Origin of the sequence: Paenibacillus zeirhizosphaerae (assembly GCF_030705605.1) — a bacterium.
Classification (GTDB): domain Bacteria; phylum Bacillota; class Bacilli; order Paenibacillales; family Paenibacillaceae; genus Paenibacillus; species Paenibacillus zeirhizosphaerae.
Window position 1 is genome coordinate 212,628 of the sequence record NZ_JAPCKK010000031.1, and the last position, 18,176, is coordinate 230,803.

At 49.9% G+C, this 18,176-nt stretch carries 13 protein-coding genes; 1 reads left to right on the forward strand and 12 read right to left on the reverse strand.

Going from position 1 to position 18,176, the window contains the following annotated elements:
• Window positions 1-37 precede the first annotated feature (37 nt).
• Entirely contained in the window at window positions 38-1,168 is a 1,131-nt protein-coding gene (ald, locus tag OIN60_RS20200; RefSeq protein WP_305756672.1) for an alanine dehydrogenase, read from the forward strand.
• Between the two features lie 160 nt (window positions 1,169-1,328).
• Here the strand turns inward: ald and OIN60_RS20205 are convergent, their stop codons facing one another.
• The 12 genes from OIN60_RS20205 to OIN60_RS20260 form a co-directional block, all read right to left on the reverse strand.
• Entirely contained in the window at window positions 1,329-2,744 is a 1,416-nt protein-coding gene (locus OIN60_RS20205) for a hypothetical protein (protein WP_305756673.1), read from the reverse strand.
• A 218-nt stretch (window positions 2,745-2,962) separates the two neighbouring features.
• Window positions 2,963-6,652 (reverse strand): non-ribosomal peptide synthetase family protein, encoded by a 3,690-nt coding sequence (locus tag OIN60_RS20210; RefSeq protein WP_305756674.1) that lies wholly within the window; start codon window positions 6,650-6,652, stop codon window positions 2,963-2,965.
• Between the two features lie 71 nt (window positions 6,653-6,723).
• Window positions 6,724-8,475 carry a methyl-accepting chemotaxis protein gene (locus tag OIN60_RS20215; protein ID WP_305756675.1) on the reverse strand — a complete coding sequence of 584 codons (1,752 nt, stop codon included), beginning with the start codon at window positions 8,473-8,475 and terminating at the stop codon, window positions 6,724-6,726.
• 347 nt (window positions 8,476-8,822) lie between these two features.
• Entirely contained in the window at window positions 8,823-9,527 is a 705-nt protein-coding gene (locus OIN60_RS20220; protein WP_305756676.1) for an ABC transporter ATP-binding protein, read from the reverse strand.
• A complete protein-coding gene (locus tag OIN60_RS20225; protein ID WP_305756677.1) occupies window positions 9,524-10,309 on the reverse strand; it encodes an ABC transporter ATP-binding protein in 786 nt (261 codons plus the stop codon). The genes OIN60_RS20220 and OIN60_RS20225 overlap by 4 nt, the downstream gene beginning before the upstream one ends.
• 28 nt (window positions 10,310-10,337) lie before the next feature.
• The gene (locus OIN60_RS20230; protein ID WP_305756678.1) at window positions 10,338-11,612 is read right to left on the reverse strand and encodes a branched-chain amino acid ABC transporter permease; all 1,275 of its coding nucleotides are present in this window, start codon (window positions 11,610-11,612) and stop codon (window positions 10,338-10,340) included.
• On the reverse strand, window positions 11,613-12,599 hold the full coding sequence (locus tag OIN60_RS20235) for a branched-chain amino acid ABC transporter permease (protein WP_305756679.1): 987 nt from the start codon (window positions 12,597-12,599) through the stop codon (window positions 11,613-11,615).
• Between the two features lie 102 nt (window positions 12,600-12,701).
• Window positions 12,702-13,913 (reverse strand): branched-chain amino acid ABC transporter substrate-binding protein, encoded by a 1,212-nt coding sequence (locus OIN60_RS20240; protein ID WP_305756763.1) that lies wholly within the window; start codon window positions 13,911-13,913, stop codon window positions 12,702-12,704.
• A gap of 358 nt (window positions 13,914-14,271) precedes the next feature.
• Window positions 14,272-14,784 carry a mismatch-specific DNA-glycosylase gene (locus tag OIN60_RS20245; protein WP_305756680.1) on the reverse strand — a complete coding sequence of 171 codons (513 nt, stop codon included), beginning with the start codon at window positions 14,782-14,784 and terminating at the stop codon, window positions 14,272-14,274.
• Complete coding sequence (locus tag OIN60_RS20250; RefSeq protein ID WP_305756681.1) at window positions 14,781-15,644, reverse strand: aldo/keto reductase; 864 nt, start codon at window positions 15,642-15,644, stop codon at window positions 14,781-14,783. The genes OIN60_RS20245 and OIN60_RS20250 overlap by 4 nt, the downstream gene beginning before the upstream one ends.
• Window positions 15,645-15,821: 177 nt before the next feature.
• A complete protein-coding gene (locus OIN60_RS20255; protein WP_305756682.1) occupies window positions 15,822-16,121 on the reverse strand; it encodes a hypothetical protein in 300 nt (99 codons plus the stop codon).
• Between the two features lie 90 nt (window positions 16,122-16,211).
• Window positions 16,212-18,173 (reverse strand): multidrug ABC transporter permease, encoded by a 1,962-nt coding sequence (locus OIN60_RS20260; protein ID WP_305756683.1) that lies wholly within the window; start codon window positions 18,171-18,173, stop codon window positions 16,212-16,214.
• Window positions 18,174-18,176: the final 3 nt, after the last annotated feature.

Genomic DNA, 18,176 nt, shown 5'->3' on the forward strand with positions numbered 1-18,176 from the left:
AAACTGGTATTAAATCTAACATACGAGGTGCATGACGATGATCATCGGAGTTCCCAAAGAAATCAAGAATAATGAAAACCGGGTGGCCCTGACCCCTGCAGGAGCCTCCGAACTGGTTCGCCGGGGTCACACCGTACTGATCGAACAGCATGCCGGTACGGAAAGCGGATTTCAGGATGAGGAATATGTGGAGGCGGGTGCTTCCCTGCTCGGAGCGGCGGCCGAGGTTTGGTCCCGGTCCGAAATGATTATGAAGGTAAAAGAACCACTGGAAAGTGAATACGGCTACTTCCGTCCCGGCCTCATCCTGTTCACTTACCTCCATCTTGCAGCCGAGCCGTCCCTGGCCAAAGCTCTGACCGAAAGTGGTGTTACGGCCATCGCTTATGAAACGATCACCGTCGGCGGAACGCTCCCACTGCTGACTCCGATGAGTGAGGTAGCCGGACGCATGTCGGTGCAGATCGGGGCCCAGCTTCTCGAAAGGCCTAAAGGAGGCAAAGGCATCCTGCTATCCGGAGTACCCGGCGTCAAGCGCGGCAAAGTCGTCATCATCGGCGGTGGTGTCGTTGGAACCAACGCAGCCAAGCTCGCTGTCGGACTTGGGGCTGATGTGACCGTCATCGACCTGAGCCTCCATAGACTGCGGCAGATGGATGATATTTTCGGCAACCAAATCAACACACTGGTATCCACCCCTGCCAACATCGCCCAAGCCGCCGCAGAGGCCGACCTGCTGATTGGAGCTGTCCTGATCCCCGGTGCCAAAGCTCCGAAGCTTGTTACGGAGGACATGGTCAAATCGATGCAGCCGGGGTCCGTTATTGTGGATGTTGCTATTGACCAGGGAGGCATCGTCGAGACAATCGACCGGATTACAACGCATGATCAGCCTACTTATGTAAAGCACGGGGTTGTGCACTATGCGGTAGCCAACATGCCGGGAGCCGTTCCACAGACCTCCACCATCGCGTTAACGAACGCTACCATGCCTTTTGCCGTGCAAATTGCAGACCAAGGGGCTCAGGAAGCCATTCGCAGCAGCGAGGCCATACGAAACGGTACCAATGCCATGAACGGAAAAATTACGTACGAAGCGGTCGCGCATGATTTGGGTTATGACTATGTGCCCGTCCTTCAGGCTATGCAGGAAGCGGCACTCCACTGAGACGCTCCGAAAACGAAGCATTCCTCCAATCCCTAAAAGGGAACCCGCGTTTGGTAAAAAGAAAAGGGGCTGTCTCTCAGTAAAAGGAATTTACTAAGAGACAACCCTTTTCATGCTAGCAGAAATCTAACGAATAAGAGAAAGGTTTCTTCGAACAGCTTCACCCGTTCTGCAGGACCGGAAGCGCCCCGTCGCTCCCGTCGCTGTATACATTCTCCGCTTCCCTTCTGAACGAAGCATATGTATTTTTAAACCGATTCTGCATTGATCCTGCCTTGTCACGATGCTCTTCATAGAGAAACATACACTGCAGCAGGATATCCTTCATGCCGCTTTCGCGGGCGAAGCGGACGCTGTGCAGAAGAGCTTCGAACCCTTCCTTAAATCGATCCCCTGCGATCAGGTAAGAGGCATAATAATAGTATAGCCGAGCACGACTGCTCTTCTCCGGAAAAGGTCCTCTGTGGATGACCATCCATTCACCATGAATCTTCTGCGCGAATAAGGAAAGCTCTTCATCTATATTGTAATGATACTCTACTGCTGCCCTTAACATATTCGCAACTCCTTCTTCCGCTTCCCGAGGGTGACGCTGCAGGAATTGAACATAGGAAGGAAGAACGTCACTGCAGCCCGCCAGCAGGTCAAGCTCCAAGAGCTTCCCTTCGGCGATTACCTCGAGCATGCGCACGGCCGACGCAGCCCTGTCCTCGAAACCCGCTATCCTGCTCATATCTTTGCAGACAGCTACACATTCGCGTGCTCCCATAAGATCCCCCAGTTCGACCAGGGCAGACGCTTTAAGAAGCTGGCTCCGTGCGTAATAGACTGCTGGTATCCGCACATTCTCGTCTGTTTGGGCGATCATTTCCCTTTCCTTGCTGCCTTTACCGGTACGGGACAAGGCCAAAGCCAGCTCGCCCAACTCAACCGCATACCGGTAAGCATCTTCCCATCTGCCTGCCACCGCAAATTGCTCAGCCAGATTCCATAATCCATCCATCGTGCAGTCATCGGGAAGACGGAAGCGGTAAGGGATGAAGCGGATCGCTGCGTCCGTCGGTCTGTCCTGAAACCTGCGGGCAATCAGAAACATCCGATACTGGCTCATGGCCAGCCTCTCCGAATGACTGTATTTCTCACTCTCCGTGACACATTCGTACAGAATGGACGCCTCTGCAAAGTACCCTTCCTCATACATCAAGCCTGCAGTCTCATAAATCCCGGTGATATGGGCAAGATCATCCAGCAGTTGCCCAAGCACCTTCCTGATACATTCTTTCTTTCCTAAGGAAGCGCAACGCATCAGGAAGGGGCGAAGCCGGCGCCAATGTGGAGCGGCCTGGTTGAAACACTCGTCAATAAACATCTCATACAAAGCTCCTTCCTCATAACCCATGCCTCCCGTAATCCGGTCCAACTGGCCCACAGATAACGGTTTGGGACAATGAGTATTCAGAATGGAGCTTAGCGTGCCCCGATTGATCCCTGTAATCCGCGAGAACCCCTCCAAGGTAAGATGATTGTGTTCCAAATGCTCTCTTAACAAGTCGCGTATCGTAGTTGTGTGTTTCACATTATCCACCCCCAGCTACGAAAATGATCATCCATGAACGAAACACCATAATTTGGAATAAGTTAATTATATTTTCAATCTACTCGTTCAGTCAATTCCATTTTTCCAAAAGAAAAAAACATCTATCGACGTATTTCCCAACAACTCAGCCAAAAAACCCCTTATCCGACAAAATGCCGTTAAGGGGTGGGAGTCGAATTCAGTTTTGCAGATTAAAATCAAGTGTTTACCATTGCTGTCGTTTTCGGGAAATAACCCACTTTGATGGCATGGTTTATCATGTTCTCCATGAAGCGGCTGTTGGGAGGAGCGCACGTAATGCCGATCCCATACAGAGCCTCAGAGGTCAACGCACATCCGTAACGGTAACGGGAATCCTTCGCGCCGTCTCCTTCAAGCTGGGCCATCGCTAACTTAACGCCTTCCGTATTTTTCGGAGCAGCGGGATCAAATAGCCATGCCCTGTACGCATCCTGCTCCATCCATTCAATTTCATATCCATATTCACGGATGAGATTGACCCACGAGGTATACGAAATCGTCTGCGGATTGCAAATATGGAACACCCTCCCCAAAGAATGGGGTTGCAGCGCGAGGGCAACGATCGATTTCCCTGCGTAATCGATCGGCGTGAAGTCGACCTCCCATTGTACCTTTGGAGCTTTGCCGAGCAGCAGCATTGCCTTTAACATGCGATAGAATGAATTGCTGTCGATATTTTTCTGGAAAAGCCCGCTTTCCGAATGACAGGACAAATTGCCTGCCCGGTAAATGCTGACATGCAGCCCCTGCTGTGCCGCAACCCTAAGCGCCTTCTCCGCTTCCAGCTTGCTGTTCGTGTACAGGTTCTCCACCTTAAGACTCGGACGCAACGTCTGTTCGCTTACGACCTCCTCCCACTGCCCGCTTAATGCCAGGTCTTCCGGTATGCCCATCGTCGAAATATGATGGAACCGGACAGGGTTTACACATCCACGCGCAAGCTCGATTAAGGAAAGCGTACCGGCTATGTTCGTTTTCGCGAATTGCTCTTCGTCTCCGAAATGCCTCACGTCAGCGGCGCTATGAACAATCATGTCCAGTACGCCTGTCAGCTCATGTATCACTTTAGGCGAGATACCAAGGTGCTCGCGTTCCAAATCTCCTTCCACTACAATAACGCGGTCCTTCATGAGCTCATGAACGGACGGGCCAAAGAAATAGTCCATATGGCTCTGAATCCGTATCATACCCGGAATAATTCCCGGGCGGACCAGGCAATACACAGTGGCTTTGCTTTGGACAAGCAGCTCATGCAGCAAATAAGCGCCGAGATATCCAGTAGCTCCCGTTAATAACACGGCTTTAGGCTCCTGAAAGCTGATTTCAGCATTTCCGCTTCGCTGCGGGATAGGCGGATGCTCTTCTAACGAAATAGCAGGTCCGGCCAACAGGGCAGAACGCTCCTCCGTTCGCGGCTTGTCCACCGTCAGTTGCCCGATGTGTGCGGATAGCGCTTCGATCGTCCGGTGCTGGAAGAAATCGTTGATTTTCAAATCCGGGTAATGCGGCTTTAACAGGACCAGGACGTGGATGATCGCCAAAGAGTCGCCGCCAATCGAGAAAAAGTCGTCGTACCGGCCCACCTGCTCCAGCTTCAGCACTTCCTGCCACGACTCCGCAATACGCCGCTCGATAGCCGTAGCCGGCGCTTCGAATTCGGCTTCCGACACGGCCAGCACCCGATGATCATAGTTGCTCAGACTTTTCCGGTCGATTTTCCCTGTTGGAGAGGTCGGCATGGCGTCAAGCTGGACAATCCATTTCGGAACGAAATAGGAAGGCAGCTTCGTTCCCAGCAAACGCTTAATGGCAGAGGATGGCAATAAGCTGCCGTCTTTCGTCGTAAAGTAGCCGACCAGCATATTTTGTCCGTCCGCATCTTTCTTGGCAATGACGGCCACGTTTTGTACGTTAGGGATTTTGGCGAAGCTGTCCTCGATTTCCCCGATTTCAATGCGATGACCCCGAATTTTAAGCTGGGAATCACGGCGGCCGACGTATTCGATCGTTCCGTCCGGGAGCAGCTTCGCAATATCGCCGGATTTATAGATTTGTCCTTCGCCAAACGGATTAGCGATAAAGGCTTCCGCCGTTTTTTCCGGCTGGTTCAGGTAGCCTTTGGCCAGGCCAACTGTAGAGATATATACTTCACCATGCACGTTAACCGGACACAGTTGATCTTCTTCATTAACGATATAGACCTTGTAATTATGTATCGGTCTACCGATTGGAACATTCGTCAAGTCGTCCGGAATGAAACCACGAATCGTGTGTGTTGTCGTGCATACGGTGCATTCTGTTGGCCCATAGACGTTGACAATGTCGATCGCATCCTTGAATTTACGCTGGAATGCGCGAATCTGCTCGCCGTAAAGCGCTTCGCCCGCTACCGTAATCAGCTTTACACCGGATAGCTTGCGGTAGCCTTCGTCTGATAAATACGCGGACAGTTGGTTGAAAAATACGGTCGGAAGAATCGTAATGATGGTTGTTCCCGTTCTTTCGATGGCTCCAGCAAACTCCTCGACCGATACCCGTTCCTCATGCGACAGCAAATACAGATGCGCACCGTAAAATAACGCTCCGATCGTATCCCACACCGAGGCGTCAAAGCTATAGGTGGCGAACTGCGTAAGCACATCTTCGGGTCCAATCCGGCAATCCGTGCGGACCGTTTCGCCTAAGTTAACTACGCCTTCATGCGCGATCAGCGCTCCCTTAGGCCTTCCCGTTGAGCCAGACGTGTAAATGATATAAGCGAGATCATCGGGTCTCACCCCGTTATCGACATTCCCGGTGTCTTCATAAGCATCCGTTATGCCGGAATCCATTGGAATAGTCTCCTTAACCGTCTTCACTTCCGCACACAGCAGCGTTACCTGCTCTGTATATTCGGTTTTGGTCAGGATGAAGGAAGAACCCGTATCCGCCAAAATGTAGCGATTGCGATCTTCAGGATGCTCAGGGTCAACCGGGACGTATATACCTCCCGCCTTGAGGATGCCAAGCAGACTAACGATAAGCTCAAGACTCCGCTCCATAAAGATCGTGACGAATTCACCCTTACGCAATCCCCGGTCCAGAAGCATCCGGGCGGTACGATTCGCTTTTTCGTTTAATTGCTGGTACGTAAGCTGCCCATGGATCGACGACACCGCTATCCGTTCCGGATATAAAGCAGCCGCCTGCTCGAACATGCCATGGACGGTCATCGATTTGTCGTAAGGCCATGCCGTATCGTTCATTTGCTCATAGACAGCTTTATCCTGCTCCGTCAAAATATCGATGGCGGCGGTCAGGCGGTCTGCATCCGTAAGCGCCGCATGGAGCAACGTATGGAAATATTGAACGTACCTGCGAACCGTGCCTCCCAAGAGGACGGAGCTGTCGTAAGTCACGCGTATGGTCCAACGACCGCCGCTATCAAGCAGTTGCCAGTTCAGCAGCTCCTGTTCCGTCCCAATCGGCTGTCCAACCGAGAACCGGGTGTCAAACTGAAGCTCCGGGGCAGCGGCCGCGCCTGCAGCCATTTGAGCGGTTATGCTGCTTTTTAGACTGGTGAAGGTTTGTTTCTGTTCGAAGCTCATCAGCAGCGGAACGGCTTTTCCTTCGTTCGAGATCCATTCCGCTATAATGTCGGTTTCGCCCGATAAACGGTACAGCAGCGCAAAATAAGCGGCTGCCACAACCTCAACTTGCTCTCTGCCGTCCGCCAATTGCCCGAGCTTGACGCTCAGGCCTTCCTCCATGAGAACATCTACTGTTAAATAGGAATACGTGCGGCTGTGACGTGACGAATCGAGCGGGATGAATAGCAGTGGACTTTCAGTTACCAAAGCAGTTGTATGATGATTAATCTCCGTCATTTTGTTCATTCCTCCTGAGCAGTAAAATGTCTCCACATCAGCCTCGATGTTAGGACAAAAGATGGTTTGCCTTAACTGCGTACTTGAAATTGGTTAAGAAGCGTCTGAAGTTTTTCCGATAGATCCGTAAGTTCTGTAGAGGATTGGACGATAACCTCCATATTCTCCTTTTGCTCTTTGACAGAATCGGAGATTTTGGAGCTGTTTACAGCCGTTACGCCCACTGAAGCCGACAAGCTTTCGGACGTTGCCGTAAGCTCCTGCGTTCCTGCCGCCAGCTCTTCCGTCGAACTGGACACCTCCTGGATTTGCATCGTTACGTTTTGCGTAGCCTGCAGAATTTCACTTAAGATCTGGCCCGTCGTATCGGTAATCTGCAGACCGCCGCTGACTTCACGGGTACCTTGCTCCAGCGCCTGAACGGCTATCCGGATCAACCCTTGAATTTCTTTGATAAGCTCCGAAATTTGGTTCGCAGATTGATCCGACTGCTCGGCCAGCTTCCTTACCTCACCAGCGACAACGGCAAAACCTTTGCCATGCTCGCCTACCCTTGCGGCTTCGATGGCCGCGTTTAACGCCAGCAGATTGGTTTGGCTGGAAATGTTCATGATAATCGATACGATGTCCCCGATCTCCTGGGAACGGCTGTCCAGCGACTTAATGGCATTCGTCGACTTTCCAACGAACGTTTGGATTTGCTCCATTTGTGTCATCACCTGTTTAACGACCGTATTGCCTTCCGTCGATTTCATTTCCATGTCGTACGCTTCTTGCGCAACCTTCGAAGAATTTTCAGCGATGTTCTGGATGACAGTTGCAATTTCAGACATGGCTCTCGCCGTACTGACGGAAGCTTGTTCCTGATCCACGATCCCTTGCGAGATTTCCTGAACACTTGCCGTAATCAGGTTCGAATTTGTGCTGTTCAGCTCCGAAATTTCACGAAGGCTCTTGGCGGAATTTGTGACCGCATGCGAGGTATGCTGAACCTGAAGCATCATATCGTTCATTTGGTTCACCATGCTGTTAAACTTGCTGTTGACGATCCCTAGATCATCCAGGCCGGTCTTCAGCTCGACATTCAAATTGCCGCTGCTAACCGCTTCAATACCGCGCACTAATTCTTTAATAGGTCTCAAAGTCAAACGCGACACATAGAACTGAATCAGGAAGATGAGCAGCATGAAAATAACCATGATGGTTATGCCGTTCACAAGCAGCTTATGAAGTCCTTCGGGAACGGCGCTGGCATCCGCGTCGGCACCGAAGAAGGCAATAATTTCTCCCTTCTCGTTCTTCACCGGATAAACGATCGTCGCCCAGATGCCGAAGTCGTCGGAATAAAGACTCGTAAAGGTCGGTTTGCCGACTTCAAGCATCCCGGTAATCGCAACAGCCATCGCTTCCGGCTGATCGTACATATCGCCGATGTTAACGTTATCCGCCGAGAATGCTTCAACAAGATTGGTAGGCATAGCAATAAGCGAAGTTTTGTTACCTTCCACCAGCTCCGTGCCGAACAGATATGCTTGCGCGATATTCGGGTTGTATTTATGGATATCATCCAATTTCACTTGAAGTTCAGCTTGTGCCGCTCCTTTGTAGCTCTTCTGGGCGATCGCTTGGGATACGAGAGCCGGATCGATTTCTTCGGCCCATTTCTGGGTAATCGCCGTAATTTGTCCCTGCAGTTGCTCAGTCAAGATGGATTTTTGTGTTATGTAACAGGATGTAATCAAAATCGTACCAATTAAAATAATGTTAATAAAGGCCAGCAACAAATTTTTTGTGAAGAAGGACATACGTCTTATCAACAACATCTGTTTTAACGCTCCTATTATAATTTTATTGTCGTAGGTTTGGCTGCATTTTTAAATTACGGCTTAATATCCTCCCTTTCCTATATTGAGAACCCCATATGATCTGACTTGAGTTATTGAATAATCAATATGCCGCCAAATTTCTACATAGACTATTCTATTAGTATCGTACTTTTTGACTAAAAAATTAATAGATTATTGTAAAAATTTCGTTAAACTATTGAAATGATAGTTCTAAAGAACTATACAAAAAAAGCTCTGGCCCAACAACACAAACAGACACAGATTTAGGCCTGTTTGTGTTGCTGTTCAGAGCTTTCTTTCAGGTCCTCACTCTAAAAACAAAATTATGCAAGATAGGCTTCCTTCACCTGATTGTTGGACAACAGCTTGGCCGCGTCGTCCTGCAGTATGATTTCGCCAGTCTGAATGACATAACCCCGATGGGCGATTTGCAGCGCATGGTACGCATTTTGCTCCACCAGCAAAATGGTCATACCCGCTTCATTCAACTCCTGTATAATTTCAAAAATTTGATCCACCAGCACCGGCGCGAGCCCCATGGAGGGCTCATCCAGCAGCAGTATTTTCGGATTCATCATCAGACCTCTGGCAATGGCAAGCATCTGCTGCTCCCCGCCGCTCATCGTGCCTCCTGCCTGATGGTAACGCTCCTTCAGACGCGGAAAATAGATGAAGGCCTGTTCAATCCGCTGTTTGATCAGCCTTTTGTCTTTGACAGAGAAGGCCCCCATCTCCAGATTTTCCTTGACTGTCAGCTTGGGAAATATGCGCCGTCCTTCGGGAACATGCGCTATTCCTCCCAAAGCGATCATATGCGGCTGCTCGGAGGTAATGTCCTTTCCATTGAATTCTATTCTGCCCTTAGTCTTAACCTGACCGCAGATCGATTTCAGTGTTGTGGATTTCCCCGCACCGTTCGATCCGATGAGCGTTACAATTTCCCCTTCATTCACATGGAGGGAAATGCCCTTTAACGCCTGTATTCCGCCATAATAGGCTTCTATGCCTTCCATAGTCAGCAAGCTCATATTGTCACCTCTTCTTCCACTGCGCTCTTTCCGAGATAAGCCTCAATAACCTTCGGATTCGAGCGGATATCCCCAGGGCCGCCTTCCGCAATCTTCTCCCCATGGTCGAGTACAAGAATATGATCGGACAATTCCATCACCAGCTTCATATCATGCTCGATCAAGATAATGGAGATGCCAAGCTCCTGCTGAATACGGCGGATTAGAGTCGTCAGTTCCACGGTCTCGCGCGGGTTCATGCCGGCGGCCGGCTCATCCAGCAGCAGCACCGAAGGTTTGGCCGCCAGCGCACGTGCAATCTCCAGCCGCCGCTGCGCCCCGTAGGACAAACTAGCCGCTTCTTCGTTATACCATTGCTCTAGGCCAACATATTCCAGCAGCCTGTAAGCCTCCATTTTAGCCCGCTGCTCCTCACGCCGCACCCGCGGCAGATTCAGCAGTGTACCCACCACACCAGACCGCAGATGAATGTGCATGCCAACCATGACATTCTCCAGCACGGTCATGCTGCCGAAGAGGCGGATATTCTGAAAGGTCCGCGCAATGCCCTGGCTGGTAATGCGGTCAGGCTTCACGTTCACGATGGATTTGCCCTTCAGTTCAATTTGTCCTTCATCCGGAACATAGATGCCGGTGATCATATTAAAAAATGTTGTTTTCCCCGCACCGTTCGGTCCGATGACCGCCGATATTTTCCCTTCCGGAAATTCAAAATTCACACCGTTCACGGCTGTAAGACCGCCAAAGCGCTTGACCAGATTCGTGATTTTCAATACTGCCATATGGGTTTCCTCCTTCCGTGTGTGCTTATCATTTGGACAGTGCCTTGGTATTGACAGCAGCAGGCTGTTCCTTCACCTGCTCTAGCTTCACCGGACGATTCTTCGCCGCAATCAGCCCATTCGGCCTAAAAATGGCAACAAGGATCAGAATAGCACCGAAAATAAACCGCTGCATCTTCGAAGGAGACAGTGCATTCGGAACCTGCACAATACCCTGCATGGACAATTGGTTCAACCAATTTGTAAATTCGGTCAGCACTTGCAGGTTCAGGATCGTTACAAGACTAGCACCCAAAATGACACCAGGAACACTTCCCATCCCTCCCAGCACAACCATAACCAAAATCGTTGTCGACTCGATCAAGGTAAAGCTTGTCGGATCAATAAATGTTTGCTTGGCGGCGAATACAACCCCCATCATCCCCGAGAAGGATGCGCCGATCGCAAAAGCCGTCAGCTTCGTCCGGATCAGCGGGATGCCCATGGATTGGGCAGCGATCTCATTCTCGCGCACCGCCTTCCAGGAACGGCCAAGTCTTGAATGCTCGAATCTGCGGACTGCAAAAATGACAACGCCCAGAATGACCAATACTATGAAGTAAAATTGATGCGGAAACGTAAATTGAAAGCCGAACAGATTGGGCGGCTGAATCGAGGACAGGCCGAGCGCTCCGTTCGTGATGTTCACTGGCTTCTCCAGGTTGTTGAAAATAATCCGGATGATTTCACCAAAGCCAAGGGTTACGATCGCCAAATAGTCGCCTTTCACCCTCAGCACTGGCAGTCCCAGCAAAATACCGAATATGCCTGCCATAAATCCACCGAGCAGAATGAAGACCCAAAATGACGCTCCCGAGAGCGGGAACAGATCACCTGAAATGAAATTATTCGCCTGATCGGTAGCAAAAATGCCGTACGTATATGCGCCCACCGCAAAAAAAGCGACAAACCCCATATCCAGCAGTCCGGCAAAGCCGACCACAATATTCAATCCTAGAGCCATTGCAATATAGATGCCGCACTGTGTCGCAACCTCCATGTAAGACTCATACGCAGGACCGCCAGAGCTTGCGAACGGAATGATCAGCACGAGCAGCACACCGGCAATGGCCCACTTCATGCCGTTGCTGAAGGTTGTGTAATACAGAAGCAGCAGCGACCCGAGCATAAGTAGAAAGGAAATGACCGATTTATCCATAAAATAGACACCGGAGGCGGCCACAGCTACAAACAACAGCAGCAGCGCAGCCTGCGCTGGCTTATTCGTAATCAACGTCTTCTTAATGAGTTCCACCGGATTCACCTACACTTTCTCTTTGATGGCTTTGCCGAACAAGCCCTCAGGTTTGAAGATCAGAACAACAATCAGAATCGCGAATGCAAATACATCCTTATACTCGGCACCAAAGTTGCCGTTCGTAAGCAGACCCAGGTTAGCCGACGCGAACATTTCCAGCACGCCGATCACCAGCCCGCCAAACATAGCCCCACGGATATTGCCGATTCCGCCAAGCACCGCCGCTGTGAATGCCTTCATGCCCAGAATAAAACCGATATAAGGATCGATGGTTCCATACTGCTGAGCGAATAATACCCCTGTAGATCCCCCAAGAGCCGACCCGATGAAAAATGTGAGTATAATGACTTTATTTACGTTGATGGACATCAGGGAAGCTGTCTCCCGGTCCTGGGCCACAGCACGCATAGCCACTCCCCATTTCGTCCGGTTAACGAACATATCAAGCCCGACCATCAGCAGGATTGCAACAATCAGAATAAAAATAGTGTTCGTTTTGATGGAAGCGTTCGTAAAAGCTCCAGATATGGAGGAAAGAGGCAGGTCAATCCTTCCCTCAAACAGTGAGGGTGTGCTTACAATGTAGTTGCCGGTTTTCAATTCGGCGATAAAACGGATCAAATCCTGCAGTACAAAGGAAACGCCGAATGCGGAAATCAGAGATATCAGCTTGGGCGCCTTGCGCAAGGGCCTGTATGCGACCCGTTCGATTCCGACCCCCAGCGCTCCTGTCACCATCATAGCTACAAAGATAATGAGCACATAGGACAGCCATGCCGGCAAACCGCCCAGCACACCAAAGCTTTGAAACAGGAACAGTACAGCAGTTCCCACAAAAGCGCCGGTCATAAAGATTTCCCCGTGCGCAAAGTTAATCAGCTCCAAAATTCCGTAAACCATAGTATAGCCCAGCGCAACGACGGCATAAATGGCGCCTAACGCCAGTCCGTCAATCAACACCTGCGGCAGACTTTGCAGCATCGTCGAGAACATATTGGTTACCCCTCTCCATTTGATACGAAAAACGTCACCCAAAACAACAGCCAGGCTGTATGTCCGATCCGGAACATACCTCCTGGCTGCGTGGATCCCAGATTACTTATTTTCGATTTCCGAGACCATAGCTCCCGGGTAGGTCGCTCCAGCAAACTCATAAATGAATACTTTGGCATACGAGTTATCACCGATCTCGTCAAAAGAAACCTTGGTGGCAACACCTTGGAAATCCTTTGTAGCCCTGACCGCGTCTCGCACCTTCTCACGGGCCGGCAGCTCGCCGCCGTTCTCTTCGATAGCTTTCTTGATCGCTTCCAGCATGACGGTCATGGAATCATAGGCGTAAACCGAGTAGCCTTCAGGCTTCTTGCTGAATTTCTGCTCATACTTCTCAGCCCACTCCTTGCCTGCTTCCATCTTCGAAATATCACCAGCAACAGAGCTATACAGCGAGCCAGTAACATCTTCCCCGGCAATATCCACCAGGCCTGAAGAGTCCAAGGCATCTCCGCCCATAACCGGTGCCGTAATGCCTTTATCACGGGCCTGCTTGATCAGCAGTCCACCTTCAGCGTATAAACCGCCAAAGAAGATAAAGTCCGGATTTTTGCTGGCAACGATGTTGAGTACTCCGTTAAAATCCTTCTCACCCACCGTTATGCCTTCGTAACCCGAAATGGTAGCTCCGAGCCCCTCTGCAGCATCACGGAACGCTTCGGCAAGTCCCTGCCCGTATGCTGTTTTGTCTTGAATGATGAAAATATTTTTCGCTTTGACGGTATTAACCGCATATTCCGCAGCCGCCGGCCCTTGGAAATCATCGCGGGCAACGACACGATTCGCCACTTTCAGTTTTCGGTCTGTGAAGTCTGTAGCTGTACTTGCAGGAGAGATCATAGGAATGTTGTATTTCTCATAAACCACCGAAGACGGGATGGAAACACCTGAATTCAGATGTCCGATCACACCCAGCACCGCTTGGTCAGCACCGATGAGCTCGGAGTTGGCCACACCCTTCTTGGGGTCACTCTGATCGTCATAAGGAACCAATTCCAGGTCATATCCAAGAGCTTTAAACTCTTCCGCATGATCTTCCAGCGACATTTGTGCACCAAGCTTGATCGATTCGCCTTGAATGGAGCTTCCTCCAGATAATGGAGACTGGGTTGCGATTTTAATAACTTTGCCGCCTCCGCCCGCAGCCGGGGTACCCGAGCCTTCCGGTGTGGTGGATGCAGCGCCTCCTCCGCCTCCGCAACCAGCCAACAATCCGGCTATGAGTGTTAATGCCAACCATCCTTGTCCCTTCATCTTCACAAACATTCCCCCATTTTCTTTTTTGTGTCACTTTATTTAACATCAAGTGATATGAATAATATAATTAGTATACACAGAAACATATAATTGGGCAATTCCTTTTTTCGGATTTTAGCTTCATAAATATCAGTGAAAATTGAATTTATGTTTCATTTTTAATGTTTATATTATTTTTAATTACATTTTTTTATTTTGAAACAAACAATTCAAGCACTATTTCATCAAAACATGAAGGGTGCAAGGAGGGGGTACAAATTTCCCATCAGAATATAGGTCATATAAACTAACACAGAAAAACACATTCTCGGATATTCCCGAAAATGTGTTTTTAACTTAATCACTAATAATTCTGTTAGTCTGAATCTCTTAAGTACTCATTCAACTGTCGATAGATGCCCACAATTTCTTCCATTGGCATGCGGACAAGCCCGCTGGAGGAAGGCGCCACAAATTCATGCGTGAACGGAAGAAGCGGGTCCGGCTGAAATCCCCAGTCCGCCTGCCTTCTGCGGCTGTACTCCGTATACACACCTTTGCCTACAAAACATGCGATCCGGGGACGGTAAATGACCAGCTTCTCCCGCAACATGCGCCTGCCCTCCGCATATTCGTCGCGCGTAATATCCTCAATACCCTTCGTCGGCCTGGCCACGATATTGGTGAACCCATAACCCAATTGCAGTAAATCCCCATCTTCAGCAGCCTGATACAATCTCGGTGTCAGGCCCGACTGATGCAAAATACGCCAGAAGTTGTTGCGCGGGTTGGCATAATGATGTCCCGTCTCTCCCGAACGCAGACTCGGGTTAAAACCGATAAAAACGACGGACAGACCACGCTCAAGATGATCGGGAATTCCGTTCATACGATGTCGAGCGGCATTTTGCGCTTCGGCGCAGAAAACACATCGTCGATCTGCAGCAATTCCTCCTCGGTCAGTACAATACGGGCCGCTTCGGCGTTTTCCCGGACATGCGCTTCCTGGACAGCCTTAGGGATGGCAATCACATCTCCGCTGCGGATCACCCAGGCCAGAGCAATTTGCGCAGGACTCGCACCATGATTTTCGGCAAGCCGCCGGATGAGCGGGTGCTGCAGCAGTTCCTTGCGCAGCCTTCCGCCTTGGGCAATGGGACAGTACGCCATAACCGGAACACGATGCTCCCTGCACCAGGGCAGCAGATCATGCTCGATGCCACGGGATGCCGCATGGTATAGCACCTGATTGACAGCGCATTTCGTTCCGTCTGGAAGCCGCCACAGTTCCTCTATGTCGGATGTATCCAAATTGGAAACGCCCCAGCGTCTGATTTTCCCTTCCCTGCACAGCTTCTCCATCCCCTGAACAGTTTCTTCAAGCGGGATGCTGCCGCGCCAGTGCAGCAGATACAGATCGGCATAGTCCGTGCCAAGGCGCTTCAGACTGGCCTCGCAGGCAGCCGCCAGCCCCTTGCTGTCCGCATGGTGCGGATAAGCCTTGGTCACGATAAATACGCTGTCCCTCTTTCCTTTTATCGCTTCCCCGACGATTTTCTCAGCCTCTCCATCCGCGTACATTTCAGCCGTATCAATTAAGGTCATGCCCAGATCAATCCCCATCTGCAGCGCCTTGATCTCTTCCCCCCGTGCCGAAGCATTCTCTCCCATGTTCCAGGTCCCCTGGCCGATCACCGCCACATCCGTGCCATCAGGTAGCATCACTCTTTGAGAATGTTGTCCGCTCATCGTAATCCCTCCTTGGTTAGTTCCTTCTTCATACTTATACATGTATTATGGCAGAAAAAAGGATCCGGAGCATGTCCGGACCCTTGACTGCAGCACCTACTCTGGTGCCGCTACAATCAGCAAGCGCCAACCCATAATATAAAGTAAACGCCCTGGAAATAAGGCGTTTGCTTTATATTATTGTTGGAATTTTATAGTCATCAACTCGTTATCATGTCTGTTAATGATTCTTTTGATTTCTGGCATTTCAGCTTTAATAATCGTAACATCCTTTTTCACATCTTCGATGTCACTCTTGACACTTGCAACCTTGCCGATTAATTGCGTAGCCATTTCATTATTTTGTTTGGTTAAGCCTTCCAAATCGTCAAATCTATTATTCAATTGTTTGAAATTTGCGTCAACCGTATCAAATCTTGCATCAATTGCATCGAATCTTGCCCCAAAACTTTCTAACATTTTTTTCAATTCTTCCATGCTTTCCACGCCCCATTCATGGCCTTTAGTCGTATTTTATCATTTAGCTTGCTATCTGCTCAAGCAGCAGATTTGCTACTACGGCCAAAGCTACTCAAGTGGACGTGTATTGCCATGCAGCGCTTTCTCCAGCTCCGGCGTCATATCTTTACGGTAAATCACACTGTACCGCTCATCGACACCCACCTTGGTTCGAATCAGATAAGCTACATCTACAGTACTGGAGTCAAAATCACTGTTATGCTCCAGCACTTGCTTTTTGACTTCCGTACTCTCGAGGGTAAAAGCTCCGTTCGATTCTTTCAGACGGGCGAACTCCTCTTCCAAACCGATCCATGCTGACGCGGCATTCGCCAAGCTGTTGCCTTCTAGCCGCACCAGCTCCATGTTCATTTTTTCAGGATCTACCTGTACGCTTGTGGCATATCCGGTTTGATTCAACCAGGTCTGCACATGCGTAAATGAACGTCTTACCGGGTAGGACTGGGTCCGGTGCTCCCTGTACGAGCCCGGAACATCCCAATATATGCTGATGTCCGTCTCAGGAATAAGGCTTGTGGTCATTTCCTCATAGCTCAACTGCTCCATATCCTGCAATAAAGCTTGCTCAAGCGTCCGCATGTCTGCCGGATTCTGGACCGTAATCCGATGATTCGGGGCAATGCTGCTGGATATTTCCGCATACGCCGTCGTACCGTTTAATTTATCCAGCCAATATTGGCTTTTTTTATAATCGGAAAATTCCATAACCGTTTTCAACTCATCTCTGAACTGTTCTTCAGGAATCCGATATTCACGATACATCGTACCGCCATCCTTTAGGCGATAAAACATGGCCACGCTCCGATAATTGACAGGAGAGCTGTCAACGGAATATTCAGGCGGACGCTCTCTTACAATCTCGCGCTGAAGACTGAGAACCGCAGCGATATAATCTGGATTGCGGGAAAATGCATTTTCCTCCTCCGTATTAGACCGGTCAAAATAGTCGCCCATATAAACTTCACTGACGGAGTAAGCAGCCGGAATCCGGGTTTCATACCCCGTAATGCCGGATACCGATCCATACAGCAGCAGACCGATGCCCGCCCCATATACGACCAGCTCAAACGCCACTTTCTTCGACCATATCTGCCAGCTTTTCCGCAAGATGATTTCGCTGACAAAATAACCGGCCACCACCCCAAGCACATAACCTGCGATCAGCCATCCTGTTTTTCCATTGGACTGAACGTCAAAGTAAATCCCCGAAACCGGCATCAGACAAAGAATCATGCCAACTTTGAACAATGGCCGAAAAAAGGTATGTGCAACAGCCTGACCTGCAGACTCCATAGACCGTTTCTTATATAGGAAATAAGACAACCCAAGGAACAATATGGCCAGCGCCGCATAAATAAGCAATTCAAGGATGCCGAAGGGCCATTGCGCAATGCCAATCATGCGGTACAACGGAGACACAAAGTCAATTCCAGGATTTGCAACCACCCTTTCCGGATAACCATACAAATAACGGTTAAAGTGGGCAGTCAGCAGCATAGCCAACAGCAAGGGCAGAAATAGAATAGCGTACACCGCCACCGTCTGAAAAATAGACTGTCCCGTACACATCCCAACAAGCAGACTGAAGCTGTACAGGAATAGCGTGATGACAGTGACCGTAACTGCCCATGAAAGAACATCGGATAATGTGAACAAGTAGTCCAGGTCCTGTCTGCCGGACAGCAGAGCAGTGATTGCCGCTGTAAGCCAGACCGGAACGATCAGCAGCAGTAGTCCGCTGGTCAGATGAGCGGTCAGCAGGTGTTCCCTGCGCAGCGGCAGACTATGATACAAATCAGCTGCTGGCCTGCTCTGTATGTATCTTGTGATGAAGACGCTCGCTATAACCGGAAGGCTTAGAATAAAGATCATCTGTACATCCCCATGATACTCAAACAGATTCCGTACGTGGACAACCGTCCCGTTCGGCGACCCTATCATCAATTGCAGCGGCAGCGTGAACAGCAGCCCGGCCAGATACAGGAAACCAATCCATCCGTGCTGCCGCAAATT

Bases quoted from the DNA above. Each gene is read 5' to 3' on its own strand.
- ald (WP_305756672.1), top strand. From the start codon at position 38: ATGATCATCGGAGTTCCCAAAGAAATCAAGAATAATGAAAACCGGGTG.
- OIN60_RS20210 (WP_305756674.1), bottom strand. From the start codon at position 6,652: ATGACGGAGATTAATCATCATACAACTGCTTTGGTAACTGAAAGTCCA.
- OIN60_RS20215 (WP_305756675.1), bottom strand. From the start codon at position 8,475: ATGTTGTTGATAAGACGTATGTCCTTCTTCACAAAAAATTTGTTGCTG.
- OIN60_RS20220 (WP_305756676.1), bottom strand. From the start codon at position 9,527: ATGAGCTTGCTGACTATGGAAGGCATAGAAGCCTATTATGGCGGAATA.
- OIN60_RS20225 (WP_305756677.1), bottom strand. From the start codon at position 10,309: ATGGCAGTATTGAAAATCACGAATCTGGTCAAGCGCTTTGGCGGTCTT.
- OIN60_RS20235 (WP_305756679.1), bottom strand. From the start codon at position 12,599: ATGTTCTCGACGATGCTGCAAAGTCTGCCGCAGGTGTTGATTGACGGA.
- OIN60_RS20240 (WP_305756763.1), bottom strand. From the start codon at position 13,913: ATGAAGGGACAAGGATGGTTGGCATTAACACTCATAGCCGGATTGTTG.
- OIN60_RS20245 (WP_305756680.1), bottom strand. From the start codon at position 14,784: ATGAACGGAATTCCCGATCATCTTGAGCGTGGTCTGTCCGTCGTTTTT.
- OIN60_RS20250 (WP_305756681.1), bottom strand. From the start codon at position 15,644: ATGAGCGGACAACATTCTCAAAGAGTGATGCTACCTGATGGCACGGAT.
- OIN60_RS20255 (WP_305756682.1), bottom strand. From the start codon at position 16,121: ATGGAAGAATTGAAAAAAATGTTAGAAAGTTTTGGGGCAAGATTCGAT.